Origin of the sequence: Parasphingomonas zepuensis (genome assembly GCF_036663735.1) — a bacterium.
In the GTDB taxonomy this organism is placed as follows: Bacteria; Pseudomonadota; Alphaproteobacteria; order Sphingomonadales; family Sphingomonadaceae; genus Sphingomonas.
Window position 1 is genome coordinate 898,643 of the sequence record NZ_JAXOJO010000002.1, and the last position, 14,668, is coordinate 913,310.

Sequence of the window (14,668 nt, forward strand, 5' to 3'; positions counted from 1 at the left end):
CCGGGACGTCGACGCCTATTGAGCGTCGTCGTCCTGGTTCTTCACTACGCCCCCGGTACCGCCGACTCCATCCGGCAGCCCGGCCGAGGTAAAGGCATCCGGCTCGCGCCCGCCTTCGCCGCGCTCGACCGCGTCCTTCCTCGCCTCGACGACCTGTTCGATATCGCTGCGGTCGTCGTCATCGACGTCCGGCGGGCTGTCGGGGTGCGGATCCCGGTTCTGGTCGCTCATCATCGATCTCCTTCAGCGAAAATTCGTGCCGCCGACCGGCTGTCCGGGCACGGACGCAGGCGCGGGGTCGTTGGCCGGTTGAGGCGAGGGGAAGTCGATATCCGGCTGAGTCGGGGCGACTTCGGGCGGTGGCGCGGCGGGCTGCGCCGGCTGGCTTGGCTCGGGTGGCAATTCGGTGGGCGGTGTCGTGGCCATGGTGTTTCTCCTCGATGGCCCAACGCACTTGTACCGCACCGGGTTGCTACGCGCGTGCGACTTGCTATAGACGCCGCCGACCGACGGTGTCCCCTGCGGGCGTGGCGGAACTGGTAGACGCGCCTGGTTTAGGTCCAGGTATCGCAAGATGTGGGGGTTCGAGTCCCTTCGCCCGCACCAGTCTCGTCGCGCAAGGCGAGGGGGGCCGCGAACATGATTCCCTGAAAAGGCCCAGAGCTAAAAAAGGCAAGTGTTGAAATGCAGACTGTCGAGACGTTGAACGAGGGCCTGAAGCGCGCCTACACGCTGAAGATCACGGCGAAGGACATCGATTCCAAGGTCGATGCCGAACTGAAGCGCGTCGCGCCGCAGGTGCGCATGCCCGGCTTCCGCCCCGGCAAGGTGCCCGCCAATCTGGTCCGCAAGATGCACGGCCCTGCGCTGATGCAGGACGCGCTCAACACCTCGATCCAGGAAGGCGTGCAGACCCTGCTCGCCGAGAAGAAGCTGCGCCCGGCGATCCAGCCATCGGTCAGCCTCGACGAGGGCTATGAGCTGGGCAAGGATGCCGAGGTCAAGGTCGAGCTCGAAGTGCTCCCCGATGTGCCCACGCCTGCGATCGACTCGCTGAAGCTCGAGCGCCTGACCGTTGCCGCCGATGACGCGGCCGTTGCGGAGCAGCTGCAGAAGTTCGCTGACCAGCAGAAGCGCTGGGAAGATGCCAAGCCGACCTACAAGGCGAAGACCGGCGACCTCGTCGTCATGGACTTCACCGGCAAGGTCGACGGCGTTGCGTTCGAGGGCGGCACCGGCACCGACATGTCGGTCGAGCTCGGCTCGGGCCGGCTGATCCCGGGCTTCGAGGATCAGGTCGTCGGTGTGAAGACCGGCGAGGAGCGCCAGATCAACGTCACGTTCCCGGCGGATTATCAGGCAAAGGATCTGGCGGACAAGGCCGCGACCTTCGATCTCAAGATCACCGCGGTGAAGACCGCCGGCGAGACCGCGATCGACGACGCGCTGGCGACGTCGCTCGGCCTCGAAAGCCTCGATCAGCTCAAGGAGCTGCTCAAGGGCCAGATCGAGCAGGAGCTCAACGGCCTCACCCGCACCCACATGAAGCGCAAGCTGCTCGATCAGCTCGCCGAGGGCCATGATTTCCCGGTTCCGCCGACGATGGTCGAGGCCGAGTTCGCTCAGATCTGGCAGCAGCTTGAGCATGAAGCCACGCATGAGGCCGATCCCGAGGCGGCGATCGCCGAAATGGAATCCGAGCGTGCCGATTATCAGGCGATCGCGGAGCGTCGCGTGCGCCTCGGTCTGCTCCTGTCGGAAATCGGCCAGGCGAACGGCGTCGAAGTCAGCCAGCAGGAAATGAACCGCCTGATCGCGCAGGCAGCGTCGCAATACAGCCCGGAGGACCGCACCCGGTTCATCGAATATGTCCGCTCCGAGCCGATGGCGGCAGCTCAGCTGCGCGCGCCGCTCTATGAGGACAAGGTGGTCGACTGGCTGTTCGACAAGGCCGAGATCACCGACCGCGAAGTGACGCGCGAAGCGCTGGAAGCCGCAATCGAATCCGAGGACGGCTTCGATACCGGCACGCACTCGCACGATCACGACAACCACAAGCCCAAGGCGAAGAAGGCCGCTGCCAAGAAGGCAGCCCCTGCCGAGGACGCAGCCGAAGAAGCAAAGCCGGCCAAGAAGGCCGCTGCCAAGAAGGCCGAGCCGGCTGCCGAAGTCGCCGATGTCGAAGCGCCTGCCGAGGAGCCGGTGAAGAAGCCGGCGGCCAAGAAGGCAGCCAAGCCGGCGGCTGAAGCGGCTCCGGCCGAGGAAGCAGCTCCGGCCGAGGACGCTGCGCCTGCCAGGAAGCCGGCAGCCAAGAAGGCTCCGGCCAAGAAGAGCGACGCCTGATCATAAACCCCTCTCCCCCAGGGGGAGAGGGTTGCGCAGACTTGGGTCGCGTACTTCACGCGACCCTGGTCGGAGCTGGGTGAGGGGTAGTGCTGCTTGCAGCACGCGGTGCAAAGCGCCGCTCACCCAACTACGACTAGGCAGCAAGCTGCCAAGTCTTCATATTCTCTCCCCTAAAGGGAGAGGAAAGTGGGGGCGGTAACGGCTTTGACGAGAATCGCGGTCCTGCTGCCCTGCTATAACGAAGAAGCCGCCATCGCACAGACGGTGGCGGGCTTTCGCGCCGCGCTGCCCGATGCGACCATCTACGTCTATGACAACAACAGCAGCGACCGCACGATCGAGGTCGCGCGCGCCGCTGGCGCGATCGTCCGGACCGAGCGCATGCAGGGCAAGGGCAATGTCGTCCGCCGCATGTTCGCTGACGTGGATGCCGATATCTATGTGATGGCGGATGGCGACGCGACCTATGATGCCGCCTCCGCGCCGGCGCTGGTCGCATGCCTGCTTCAGGATCAGCTCGACATGGTGGTCGGCGCCCGGGTGACCCAGGCCGACGCCGCCTATCGCCGCGGCCACCGGATGGGCAATGCGGTGCTCACTGGCATGCTCGCGCGGCTGTTCGGGCGTAGCTTCACCGATATCCTCTCGGGCTACCGCGTCTTTTCGCGCCGCTTCGTGAAAAGCTTCCCGGTCCTTTCAGCGGGCTTCGAGATCGAGACCGAGATCAGCGTCCACGCACTCGAACTCAAGATGCCGGTGGCGGAGGTCGACACCCCCTATTTCGCGCGGCCCGAAGGGTCCGAATCGAAACTCAGCACTTATGGCGACGGCTTCCGCATCCTGTGGACGATCGTTCAGCTCTACCGGATCGAGCGGCCGGTGCTGTTCTTCGGCAGCATCGGTGCGGTGCTCGCCGGAATCGCGGTGATCCTCGCCGTGCCGTTGATCGTCACCTATATGCAGACTCATCTGGTGCCGCGCTTCCCAACTGCGATCCTGGTGACTGGCCTGATGATCCTCGCCTCGCTCAATCTGTTCGCGGGACTCATCCTCGATACGGTGGTACGCGGGCGGCGCGAGGTGCGGCGTCTCGCCTATCTGGCGCACCGCGCGCCGGGCACCGAAGAGGGTGAGGATCGGGGCAGGGCTTGAACTCGTTTCAGCCAGCGCCGATGTATGGCATCTACTGGGGCATAAGGATCTAAAGGTACATCATGCATAACCCGTTCGAGACCGGCGACTTCATGCGTCCGCTCACTTCCAATGGCTTCACCGCCCAGGCGCCGCAGGCCAATACGGCGTATCCGCAGGCCGGCCTCGTTCCGATCGTGATCGAGCAGTCCAACCGCGGCGAGCGCAGCTTCGACATCTATTCGCGGCTGCTGCGCGAGCGGATCATCTTCGTGACCGGCGGCGTCGAGGACCATATGGCCTCCGTCATCAGCGCTCAGCTGCTCTTCCTGGAGTCGGAAAACCCCAAGAAGGACATCTTCATGTACATCAACTCGCCGGGCGGCGTCGTCACGGCGGGCATGGCGATCCATGATACCATGCAATATATCCGTCCGCGCGTCGGCACGGTCTGCATGGGCCAGGCCGCGTCGATGGGCAGCTTCCTGCTTGCCGCCGGCGAGCCCGGCATGCGCGTCGCGCTCACCAATGCGCGGATCATGATCCACCAGCCGTCGGGCGGCGCGCAGGGCATGGCCAGCGATATCGAGATCCAGGCGCGCGAGATCCTGCGCATCCGGCATCGGATGAACGAGCTCTACGCTCATTATACCGGCAAGCCGATCGGCGAAATCGAAGTCGCGATGGACCGCGACAAGTTCCTGTCGGCCGATGAAGCGAAGGAATTCGGGCTCATCGACGAAGTATTCGACAAGCGCCCGGCGATCGCCGACGATTCGGCACCGACGCCGATTCTGCCGGCTTCGTAAGCCGATTTTGGCTTCTTTGGCCTTTTGGCGCTATGCTGACGGCGGCATATGGTCGATTTGGTGATTGTGGATGTGAAGGTGGCCGGTCTAACATGGTCACCCGCACGAACGCGCAATGTACCGCGCGAAGGATGGATTGAATGACGAAGCTCAGCGGCGGCGACTCGAAAAGCACGCTCTATTGCTCGTTCTGCGGCAAGTCGCAGCACGAGGTGCGCAAGCTCATCGCTGGGCCGACCGTGTTCATCTGCGATGAATGCGTCGAGCTCTGCAACGATATCATCCGTGAGGAGACCAAGTCGGCGCTCGTCTCGAAGAAGGACGGGGGCGTGCCCACGCCGCAGGAGATCTGCGACGTGCTCGATGATTATGTCATCGGGCAGAAGCGCGCCAAGCGGGTCCTCTCGGTCGCGGTGCACAATCACTACAAGCGCCTCAACCACGGCCAGAAGGGCGCGGATGTCGAGCTCGCAAAGTCGAACATCCTGCTCGTCGGGCCGACCGGCTGCGGCAAGACGCTGCTCGCCCAGACCTTGGCCCGCATCCTCGACGTGCCCTTCACCATGGCCGATGCCACGACGCTGACCGAAGCGGGTTACGTCGGCGAGGATGTCGAGAACATAATCCTGAAGCTGCTCCAGGCCTCGGACTATAATGTCGAGCGGGCGCAGCGCGGCATCGTGTACATCGACGAGATCGACAAGATCAGCCGCAAGGCCGAAAATCCGTCTATCACGCGCGACGTGTCGGGTGAGGGCGTGCAGCAGGCGCTGCTCAAGCTGATGGAGGGCACCACTGCCTCCGTCCCGCCGCAGGGCGGCCGGAAGCATCCGCAGCAGGAATTCCTGCAGGTCGATACGACGAACATCCTGTTCATCTGCGGCGGCGCCTTCTCGGGCCTTGAAAAGATCATCGGCGATCGCCTCCAGGGCAAGTCGATCGGGTTCGGCGCTTATGTCGCTTCCCCCGAGGAACGCCGCACCGGCGAGACGCTGAAGGCAGTCGAGCCCGAGGATCTGCTCAAGTTCGGCCTGATCCCCGAATTCGTCGGCCGTCTGCCCGTGATCGCCACGCTCGAGGATCTCGACGTGCCGGCGCTGGTGACGATCCTGACCGAGCCGAAGAACGCCCTGGTCAAACAGTATCAGAAGCTGTTCGAGATGGAGGAAGTGAAGCTCGGCTTCACTGACGACGCGCTGGTCCAGGTCGCCCGCAAGGCGATCGACCGCAAGACCGGCGCGCGCGGCCTGCGCTCGATCCTGGAAGGCATCCTGCTCGATACCATGTTCGATCTGCCGGGCATGGACTCGGTCGACGAGGTGATGATCGACAAGGACGTGATCGAGGGCCGCAAGGAACCGATCCGCGTCTACGCCAAGAAAGACAAGGCAGGCGCCGGCGCGGCTTGATTTCTCTTCTTTCCCTCTCCCCCTGTGGGAGAGGGAGGGAGGAGCGAAGCGACGGAAGGGTGAGGGGGACACTCGTTGCGGTTCCTAACCTCACTCCCCCTCACCGGCGCTCCGCGCCACCTTCTCCCACAGGGGGAGAAGGGTTTGACCGTAGCCCAACGGCATGACTGAGCGCGTTCCTTCTATCCGCGTCGCTGCCAACACCGACCGCACCGCGATCGCGGCCATGCTCGCCCGTGCCTTCGCGGACGATCCCGCCACCAGCTTCATCTTCCCCGACCCAGTCGAACGCGCAAAGCGCCTCCCACGCATGTTCGCCCTGCTGTTCGACGAAGACGCGCACGGCATGCGGCTGATGACGGAGAGCGGCGAGGCGGTGACCTTATGGCGTGGTCCCGGCCGTAATCGAACCACATGGCTCGATCTGTTCCTCCACGCCCTGCCGTTGCTGAGCTTGTTCGGCCCCGCGCTGGGCCGGGCGCTGGCCGTGTCCAACGCGATCGACGCCCATTTTCCGACTGGCGATTACTGGTACCTTCACATCGCCGGTTGCGATCCCGTATCGCAGGGCAAGGGGCTTGGCGGCGCAACGATTCGATCCGGGCTGGAACGCGTCGCCTTCAGTGGCCTGCCGACCTATCTCGAGACGCCGAACGAAAAATATATCGGCTTCTATCGTGGCCTCGGCTTCGAGGTGATCGGCGAGTGGACCGTGCCCAAGGGCGGCCCGCGATTCTGTTCGATGATGCGGCCGGCGGCCTGACGCTTGGGAGAAGGCACTATGAGAACCTGGACTGTCCTTGCCTTTGCCGTCTTGTCGGTCGCCGCAACGGCGTGCGCGCCGGCTGCTTCTGCACTGGAGGAGAGGAAGGCGAGCGAGGTGACCGAGGCACGTTTCTGGCAGATCGTCGGCGAATCGGCACGCAAGGGAATGGATCAGCAAAGTCAGGCGGATGGCCTGCGCGCCGCGCTTGATCGTCTGACACCGCGGGAGATCGAGGCATTCGCCGATATCTTCGAGGGGCTGATGCGCCAATCCTATCGCTGGGATTTATGGGGCGCTGGCTTTGTCGTTGAAGGCGGCATGTCCGACGACGGTTTCGAGTATTTTCGCCGTTGGCTTATTTCACGGGGCAAGGCGGCGTTTGACAAGGTCAGCGCCGACCCCGACGCGCTGGGGGATATCATTCCGCACGATCAGGATGGCGACTTCGAATTCGAGGAGTTCGGTTATATCGCCCGCGAGGTCTGGGCAAAAAAGACCGGCCGCGATGCCGAGGCCATGCCGAGCCATGCCCGGCCGTACAGCCACGACCCGTCCGGCGCGCCGTTCAGCGAAGATTCCGCCGCGCTCAGGAAACGCTATCCGAAATTATGGGCGCGGTTCGGCACTGATTGATCGATTCAAATTGCTCCCCAATCATTGCAGCACGGGCCGGGTGGGATGTCGCAGGCATCTGCCCCGCTCTTTGACATGGTGAAATGTTGGACGATTCCAGCAGCTGATCAGCGGAAGAAGCAGCGCATTTTGCGCCTTGTTTTCCTCTGTTATGCATAACAGGGAAAAGGCAGCTCAAGTCGCTGATCCAGCTCCGGAAAATCCAGCCAAAAATCCAACATAACAGGGAAAGAAAAAAAGGGATCGCCGAACAGAGGCGTTGTTGGAGCGAATCAGGCCTCCGCGAGGAAATCGCCCAGCCGGTCCAGCCTTCGCTCCACCGGCGATCGCCGGTCGCGGATCCACTGCTCCAGGATGGAGAAGCCGCCTGGCAGCAGCTGGCAGCTCCGCACCCGGCCGACCTTCTCGGTGCGCACCAGCCCGCAGTCCTCGAGCACCTGCAGATGCTGCGAAACTGCCGTCAGGGTGATGCCCAGCGGGGCGGCGAGGGTGGAGACGGAAAGCGGCCCGTCGGTCAGGCGCTCGACGATCGCGAGCCGCGACGGGTCGGCAAGCGCGCGCAGCACGCGCTCGACACTGGCCGCCGATCTGGTTTGGGGAATCGTCACGCTTCCGGCAATATCGCCCCCAGCCGGTCGAACAAGGCGTTCCAGCCATGTTCGCGCATCTCCGGCCCGTCAGAGCCTTCGAGGAACACCGCCTGGTGCGTGCAGATCAGGTCGGTCCCGCTATCGCTCGATAGCAGCTCGATCGTCAGCAGGGCGACGGAAATGGGCCTGCCGCCAAGCGTCATGGTGGCGGCGCTGACGATGCGCCGGTCGGGCACGATGTCGTGGAAATGCTCCTCGTTGACGAGTTCCACGCCTTCGAACGGCGTTTCCGGGCCGAGGCGGGAGCGGGCGACGGATTGACCGCCGACGCGGAAGTCCATCGTGAAGCTGGCGCCGGTTCGGCTATCGAGGTCGGAATACCAGCGTCGCTTCTGGTCTTCCCGGCTGAGCGCTTCGAACACGCGCTCGCGGGATGCGGGGTAGCTGCGTTCGATCACGAACGTGCTGGGAAGGACGGCCTGAGGTTCCACGATGTCACGACTCCTTAGTGAAGCGATGACTTCAGTATTGCTTTCGTCAGGTAATTGTCAATTCGTCACTTCACTATTGGCCCGGGAGTCGCGCATCAGCACGGTATAGATCCCGAGCGCGAGGAACAGGCCGGTGAACCAGGCATAGGCGTAGAGCCCGGTCCAGAACCCGCCGACCCATCCGAAAGCGCCCGGCGCGGCGGTGGCGAGGAAACCGGGCAGGTTGGGCAGCACGCCGACTGTGAAGGCGATGAGCGCGCGCCGGTTCCAGCCGCCCGCATAGGCATAGGCGCCGTCCTCGCGGTACAGATCGGCGACGTTAAGGCGGGTGCGGCGGATCAGCCAGTAATCGGCGATCAGGATGCCGGCGATCGGGCCGAGCAGCGCGCTGTAGCCGGTCAGCCACACGAAGATATAGCCGCCCGTCGTCGCCAGCAGCTTCCACGGCATGATCAACACCCCGATCACTGCCGTGATCAGCCCGCCGGTGCGATAGGAGATGCGCCCGGGCGCCAGCGACGAGAAGTCATAGGCGGCACACACCAGGTTCGCGGCGATGTTGCACGAGACGGTGTCGATCGTGATGACGATCAGCCCGAGCAGCACCAGCGGGCCGGACAGGGTGCCGGCCAGCGCCACCGGATCCCAGATCGCATGGCCGTAGATCACGACGGTGGCTGAGGTGGTGATGACGCTGGCGAGTGCGATCAGCCCCATGCCCGGCGGCAGGCCGATCGCCTGCCCGACGATCTGGTCGCGCTGGCTCTTCGCGAAACGGGTGAAGTCCGGGATGTTGAGCGCAAGCGTCCCCCAGAAACCCACCATCGCCGTGAGCGAGGGCCAGAAGACCAGCCAGAACTGCCCCTCGCGCGCGCCGCCGGGGACGAAGGCCGAGGGGCTCGAGAAGATCGGTCCGAGCCCGCCGGCTTTGTCGACCGCCCACCACACCAGCGCCGCGCAGACCAGGATCTTGATCGGCGCGGTCCAGGTCTCGAGCCGCCGGATCGTGGTGATGCCCTTGCGCACGAAGAACAGCTGCAGCGCCCAGAAAACCGCGAAGGACAGCAATTGCCCAATCCCGATGTCGAGCACCGGCACGATCGGGCCCTTCAGGCTCTGCCCGACGAACACGCCGAGCAGGGTCAGCAGCGCCTCGCCGCCGATCCAGGTCTGGATGCCGAACCAGCCACACGCTACCAGCGCGCGCGCCACCGCCGGCAGGCGCGCGCCGCGCGTCCCGAACGATGCCCGCGCCAGCACGGCATAGGGTATGCCGTAGCGCGTGCCGGCGTGGCCGATCAGCAAAAGCGGGGCGAGCACGATCAGATTGCCGAGCAGCACGGTCAGCGCCGCTTGGCCGGCCGACATGCCCTGCTCGATCAGGCCGGAGGCGAGCATCCAGCTCGGCACCGCTACGATCATGCCGATCCACAGCGCCGCATAATGATACCAGAGCCAGGTCCGCTGACTCGCGTCGGTCGGCGCGAGGTCGCGGTTCCAGAGCGTGTCGGCTGCTTGATCGGTCATATGGTCCCCCCAGGGCAAGTTGGCCGCAATTCCGCCGGCCGCGCAAGGGGGCTCGGTCAGGCCGGCTGGTGCAGTTGCTGGACGATGCCGTCAGCGACCTTCGCCGCTACCGGCGCGAGATGATCGAAATGCGCCTGGTATCGCGCCATGCCCTGGCTCAGCGAGCGCAGCTCGGCTTCCAGCTCGTGCAGCTCCGCCTCGGGCAGCAGCGCCTGCACGACATCCCAGCGCGACCAGCCCGGCAGCGGCGTCATGCCCAGCATCTGGCCTCGCCGGCTCGCCAGCGCCGAGGTGATCCGCGACGTCGCGCTGCCCGGCGCCTCGATCGTGACATGCGCGATCGGTTCGAGCAGATAGGGCGATGCGGCGGCGAGCGCGTCGGCCATGGCGATCCGCCCGGCCGTGCGAAACGCCAGTTCGGAACTGTCCACCGAATGGAACGCGCCATCGACCAGCGCGACGGCGACATCGACCACGGGCATGCCGAGCGGCCCCTTGGCCATCGCGTCGCGCACGCCTTGCTCGACCGCCGGAATCCATTGCCGGGGGATCGCGCCGCCCGTGATCCGGTCGTCGAAGCGAAAACCCTCGCCGCGGTCGAGCGGCGCGACCTCGATCGCGACGTCGCCGAACTGGCCGTGCCCGCCGGATTGCTTCTTGTGCCGACCGCGCTGGCTCGCCGGCTTGCGGATGGTCTCGCGGTACGCGATCACTGGCGGCCGTACCGAGACGTCGACGCCGTAGCGACGCTTCAGTCGGCCGAGCGCGACCGTCAGATGCTCGTCGTTGATGCCGTGCAACAACGTCTCGCGCGATCCCTCGTCCTGGCCCCAGCGCAGGCCGGGATCTTCCTCGACCAGTCGGTTGAGCGAGGTCGACAGGCGCACCTCGTCCTTGTGGTCCTTGACCGAAATCGCCAGCGCATGGTTCGCGGTCGGCCAGGCGGCCGGCTCGGCGCTCGCCGGCGCGCGCGCCGCGATGCCGATCAGGTCGCCGGCCCGTGCCGCATCCACCTTGGCGATGCCGATCAGGTCGCCCGGCTCGGCCCGCTGAATCCGTGTCGGCGTGCCGCCCTGCACCGCGAACAGGGCGCCGGCGCGCATCGCGGTGCCATCGGCCCCGATCAGCTCGGCACCTTCGGTCAGGGTGCCGCCGAACACCCGGCCCAGCGCCAGCCGGCCGATCGCGCTGCCGTGCGAGATCTTGACGATCCGCACGGCCGGGCCGGCGATGCCGATCCGTTCCGCCGTCTGCTGCGCCGTCGGCGTATCGTGGCGCAGCATCTTGAGCAGCCGGCGGATGCCGAAGCCGTTGAGCGCCGAGCCGAACAGCACTGGCACGACCAGCCCGGCAGCCGTCTCGCGCGCGAGATCGCCGAAGATCGTCGCCAGGCTCGGCACTTCGTCCGACAGGAGCTGTTCGAGCAGCACATCGTCATGGTCGGCGAGCTGCTCGAGCATGTGGAAGCGCGCGGCGCTCTCGTCCTCGCGCAGATGCGCCGCGAGCGGCACCTGCTGGGAACGCTGGCCGGGCTGGTAATGATAGGCCCGCTCGAGCGCGAGATCGACGAAGCCGGCGGTCCGCTCCCCGGCGCGGATCGGGATCTGCCGTGCGACCAGCGCGGCGGCGCTCATTGGCTGCAGCGCGGCGAGCAGGTCCTCGATGCTGCCGCGGGCCTGGTCGATCTTGTTGACGAACAGCGCGTGAGGGAGGCCCATGGCTTCCAGCCGTCTCAGCGTCGGCTCGACCAGCGGCGCGCGCGCTGGATCTGGATCGATCACCACCAGAGCGAGATCGGCCGTGGCCAGGGCCATCTCCAGGTCCGTCGCAAAGGCAGCGGAGCCGGGCGCGTCGGCCAGCAGGTAACGATCGCCCATCCAGTCGAGGCGTAGCAGGTTCAGCTCGGTCGATCCGCCCCGCGTTCGCGCTTCCGGGCTGGCATCGCCGACGCTGCTGCCGGCATCGACCGAACCGAGCCGCGGGACGGCGCCGGCGGCGAACAACAAGGCTTCTCCAAGGCTGGTCTTGCCCGCGCCGGCGGGCCCAACGAGCGCGACGGCACGCGCGCCTCTGCGGATCTCGTCCACTCCTGCTCTCCTCGTGCTGCCTCTCTGGCGGAGGCCGATCCTCGGACACGCCAGCGTCTGCCTATGACAGCGGGAACGCAAGAGCCTTGCGCCGGGAGGAGCGAGCGCCTGTTGCGAGCGAATCGCAAATACCTTAGGCAAGATGGCGCGGCCCGTATCGGGGTGCGAATCCAGCTCGAGGTAGCCGTGCCAAATCACGCCCCTTTCCGGAACGCCGAGGAGCAGATTGCGCCGAAGGGCAGCCATTTTGGATGATCGCGGCGCTCCCGCGGCAAGCGGCGTGCTGCGCGCCGGGTGGCTGATACTCGGCCTGTTCTTCGTCCTGCTCGGCGTGATCGGTGCGCTGGTCCCGCTGATGCCGACGACGATCTTCCTGATTCTCGCGGCGGGCTGTTTTGCTCGCTCTTCGCCGCGGCTCGAGGCGAAACTGCTCGCTCATCCCCGGTTCGGGCCGACCCTTCAGGCATGGCGCGCCGAGCGGGCGATTCCGCGCCGGGGCAAGATCGGCGCCTGTATCGGGATGACGATAGGTCTGGCGCTGTTCGTCTGGGGTGCGCATCCCGGTCCCACGGCCCTGGTCGTGGCGGCGCTGGCATTGCTGCTGTGCGCAGCCTGGATCGTCACGCGCCCGGCACCGGGCCCGGGTGCACCGGCTCAATAATAACGCGGGATCGGCCCGCGCTGCGGCGTCTGGTCGGGCAGGTCGACGATGATCTCGTCGACAAAGCACCAGCCCCAGCCTTCCGGCGGATCATAGCCCTCGATGATCGGATGGCGCGTCGCGTGGAAATGCGCGGTCGCGTGGCGGTGTGGCGAATCGTCGCAGCAGCCGACATGGCCGCAGCTTCGGCACAGGCGCAAGTGCAGCCACACGCTGCCCATCTTCAGGCATTCCTCGCAGCCCCGCGCGCTCGGCGTCACCTGATTGATCGTGGCCATATGGTCGCACTGCTCGGGCATGAACGCCGTCTCCTAGGCTGGCGGCTGCTGGTCGGCCGGCTTCAGGTCGAGCAGGATCGTCGGGATCAGCTCGGAAACGGTCGGATGAATCGGCACCGCCCAGCGCAGCGCGGCGACCGGCTGATCGCTGCTCATCATGTCGAGCACGCCGTGCACTGCCTCGTCGCCGCCGGTGCCGAGGAACGCCGCGCCCAGGATGCGCTGCGTATCGGCATCGGCGATGATCTTCATGAACCCCTTGGTCTCGCCCTTCTCGATCGCGCGGCCGACCCGGGTCATCGGCCGCTTCGATACCAGCACGGCGCGCCCGGAGGCGACTGCCTCGGTCTCCGTCATGCCCGCGCGGCCGAGTGGCGGATCGGTGTAGAGCGCATAGCCGGGAATGCGCTGGCCGAGCGTGCGGTCCTTGCCGTCGAGCAGGTTGGCGGCGACGATCTCGAAATCATTATAGGCGGTATGCGTGAAGGCGCCGCGCCCGTTGCAATCGCCCAGCGCCCAGATGCCGGGGATGTTGGTCTGCAACCAGTCATCGACCTGGATATAGCCGCGCTTGTCGGTCGTGACGCCGGCCAGATCGAGCCCCAGATCGTCGGTATTGGGGCGGCGTCCCACCGCAAGCAGCACATGGCTGCCGACAACGACCGGCGGCCCGTCGACGCAATCGACCGATACCGCTACCCCGTCGGGGTGCGGCGCAAAGGCGATGCACTCTGCGCCGGTGCGGACGGCGATGCCTTCATCCTCCAGGATCTCGCGGATCGCTGCCGATACGTCTTGATCCTCGCGCGCGATCAGCCGGTCCATGCGCTCGACGATCGTCACCTCGGCGCCGAAGCGCCGATACATCTGGGCGAATTCGAGCCCGATATAGCTCCCCCCGACCACGACGAGATGCCGCGGCACCACATCGAGCGCGACCATCGAACTGTTGTCGAGCCACTTCACGTCGTGAACGCCCGGCATGTCCGGCACGGCCGCCCGGCCGCCGACATTGAGGAAGATGCGCGGCGCCGTCAGCTCCTCCCCGTCGACCGCGATCGTCTGCGGCGCGGTGAAGCGCGCATGGCCGCGCAGGAAGGTGAGGCCGGGCATCGTCTCAAGCCAATGCTCGTTATTGCTCCGCGCCTTCAGCGTCACGGCATGCGCGCGCGCCGCGACGGCCGGCATGTCGATCCCGACCGGACCTGCGATCACGCCAAAATCCGCGGCGCGGCGGGCAAGATGCGCGGCATAGGCGCTGGCGACCAGGGTCTTGGTCGGCATACATCCTGTGTTGACGCAGGTACCGCCGACAAGGTGTCGCTCGATCAGCGCCACGCGCATGCCGGCGGCGGTCAGCCGGCCGGCGAGCGGCGGCCCGGCCTGGCCGGCGCCGACGATGATCGCGTCGAAGGACCGGCTCACAGGGACAGGACGACCGCCACGGACAGGGCGATCGCCACCGCGTCCTCGGTCAGCGCGGCGGGCAGGTCGCGGCCAAACGCCGTGGCCAGCCTGGCGCGCGCCACCGCGCCGCCCAGCGTGCCGATCAGCGCACCGGCCACGCCCAGCGCCAGGCCGATCGGCCATGATCCGCCCGCGATCCCGATCGCGGCGCCGGAGAGGCCGCCGCTGATAAGCCGGGCGGCGAATTGCGGCGGCACCTTGCGGCTCGCGGTGGATGGCAGCTTGTCGGTCACCAGCTCGGCGATCGCGAGCAGGCTGAAGATCCACGGCGTGAAGCGCCAGCCGAGAAAGGCCAGCCACGATCCTTCAAGCGCGAGCAGGCCGCAAGCGGCGGCCCAGGAGATAGCGGCGGGCGCCATCATGGCCCGTAAGCCAGCGACGATCCCGATCAGCAGCGACAGAATGAGCATGGCAATCCCCCAAAAATGGCCCCCGGGCAGCCCTTCATGCCCCAATTCGGCACGGAAGAACAT

At 66.1% G+C, this 14,668-nt stretch carries 16 protein-coding genes and 1 tRNA gene; 8 read left to right on the forward strand and 9 right to left on the reverse strand.

Annotated elements, in window-relative coordinates; translation table 11 throughout:
* Positions 1–15: 15 nt before the first annotated feature.
* Entirely contained in the window at positions 16–231 is a 216-nt protein-coding gene (locus tag U1769_RS10570) for a hypothetical protein (RefSeq protein WP_443030324.1), read from the reverse strand.
* Positions 232–243: 12 nt separating this feature from the next.
* Positions 244–426 (reverse strand): hypothetical protein, encoded by a 183-nt coding sequence (locus U1769_RS10575; protein WP_332715463.1) that lies wholly within the window; start codon positions 424–426, stop codon positions 244–246.
* 95 nt (positions 427–521) lie between these two features.
* Between U1769_RS10575 and U1769_RS10580 the strand changes: the two genes are divergently transcribed.
* The 7 genes from U1769_RS10580 to U1769_RS10610 all read left to right on the forward strand — a co-directional run bounded on the left by U1769_RS10580 (position 522) and on the right by U1769_RS10610 (position 7,094).
* Positions 522–606 (forward strand) — tRNA-Leu (locus U1769_RS10580).
* Between the two features lie 78 nt (positions 607–684).
* A complete protein-coding gene (tig, locus tag U1769_RS10585) occupies positions 685–2,343 on the forward strand; it encodes a trigger factor (protein ID WP_332715466.1) in 1,659 nt (552 codons plus the stop codon).
* A gap of 207 nt (positions 2,344–2,550) precedes the next feature.
* A complete protein-coding gene (locus U1769_RS10590; RefSeq protein ID WP_443030325.1) occupies positions 2,551–3,498 on the forward strand; it encodes a glycosyltransferase family 2 protein in 948 nt (315 codons plus the stop codon).
* A gap of 62 nt (positions 3,499–3,560) precedes the next feature.
* A complete protein-coding gene (locus U1769_RS10595) occupies positions 3,561–4,286 on the forward strand; it encodes an ATP-dependent Clp protease proteolytic subunit (RefSeq protein ID WP_332715470.1) in 726 nt (241 codons plus the stop codon).
* 140 nt (positions 4,287–4,426) lie between these two features.
* A complete protein-coding gene (gene clpX / locus U1769_RS10600; protein ID WP_332715472.1) occupies positions 4,427–5,695 on the forward strand; it encodes an ATP-dependent Clp protease ATP-binding subunit ClpX in 1,269 nt (422 codons plus the stop codon).
* Positions 5,696–5,858: 163 nt separating this feature from the next.
* Positions 5,859–6,458 (forward strand): GNAT family N-acetyltransferase, encoded by a 600-nt coding sequence (locus U1769_RS10605; RefSeq protein WP_332715474.1) that lies wholly within the window; start codon positions 5,859–5,861, stop codon positions 6,456–6,458.
* A 117-nt stretch (positions 6,459–6,575) separates the two neighbouring features.
* Entirely contained in the window at positions 6,576–7,094 is a 519-nt protein-coding gene (locus tag U1769_RS10610; RefSeq protein ID WP_332715477.1) for a DUF4240 domain-containing protein, read from the forward strand.
* Between the two features lie 272 nt (positions 7,095–7,366).
* Here the strand turns inward: U1769_RS10610 and U1769_RS10615 are convergent, their stop codons facing one another.
* From U1769_RS10615 to U1769_RS10630, 4 genes are read right to left on the reverse strand one after another with little or no spacing between them, the layout of a single operon-like run.
* Positions 7,367–7,702, reverse strand: coding sequence for an ArsR/SmtB family transcription factor (locus U1769_RS10615; RefSeq protein ID WP_332715479.1), 336 nt, complete (start codon positions 7,700–7,702; stop codon positions 7,367–7,369).
* Positions 7,699–8,175, reverse strand: a complete 477-nt coding sequence (locus U1769_RS10620; RefSeq protein ID WP_332715481.1) for an SRPBCC family protein — start codon at positions 8,173–8,175, stop codon at positions 7,699–7,701. Before U1769_RS10620 ends, U1769_RS10615 begins: the two co-directional genes overlap by 4 nt.
* Before the next feature lie 57 nt (positions 8,176–8,232).
* The gene (locus U1769_RS10625) at positions 8,233–9,702 is read right to left on the reverse strand and encodes an NCS1 family nucleobase:cation symporter-1 (RefSeq protein WP_332715483.1); all 1,470 of its coding nucleotides are present in this window, start codon (positions 9,700–9,702) and stop codon (positions 8,233–8,235) included.
* Positions 9,703–9,758: 56 nt separating this feature from the next.
* Positions 9,759–11,789, reverse strand: a complete 2,031-nt coding sequence (locus U1769_RS10630; RefSeq protein WP_332715485.1) for an elongation factor G — start codon at positions 11,787–11,789, stop codon at positions 9,759–9,761.
* Positions 11,790–12,036: 247 nt separating this feature from the next.
* Between U1769_RS10630 and U1769_RS10635 the strand changes: the two genes are divergently transcribed.
* Entirely contained in the window at positions 12,037–12,450 is a 414-nt protein-coding gene (locus tag U1769_RS10635) for a YbaN family protein (protein ID WP_443030326.1), read from the forward strand.
* Here the strand turns inward: U1769_RS10635 and U1769_RS10640 are convergent.
* Genes U1769_RS10640 through U1769_RS10650 form a run of 3 tightly spaced genes read right to left on the reverse strand, consistent with a single transcriptional unit; the run spans position 12,444 to position 14,605 of the window.
* Positions 12,444–12,749, reverse strand: coding sequence for a UBP-type zinc finger domain-containing protein (locus tag U1769_RS10640; protein ID WP_332715487.1), 306 nt, complete (start codon positions 12,747–12,749; stop codon positions 12,444–12,446). The two genes, U1769_RS10635 and U1769_RS10640, sit on opposite strands and share 7 nt — an antisense overlap.
* Before the next feature lie 12 nt (positions 12,750–12,761).
* Positions 12,762–14,153: an FAD-containing oxidoreductase gene (locus U1769_RS10645; RefSeq protein WP_332715490.1), complete on the reverse strand. Its 1,392-nt coding sequence runs from the start codon at positions 14,151–14,153 to the stop codon at positions 12,762–12,764.
* Entirely contained in the window at positions 14,150–14,605 is a 456-nt protein-coding gene (locus tag U1769_RS10650; protein ID WP_332715492.1) for a DUF4126 domain-containing protein, read from the reverse strand. The genes U1769_RS10645 and U1769_RS10650 overlap by 4 nt, the downstream gene beginning before the upstream one ends.
* Positions 14,606–14,668: the final 63 nt, after the last annotated feature.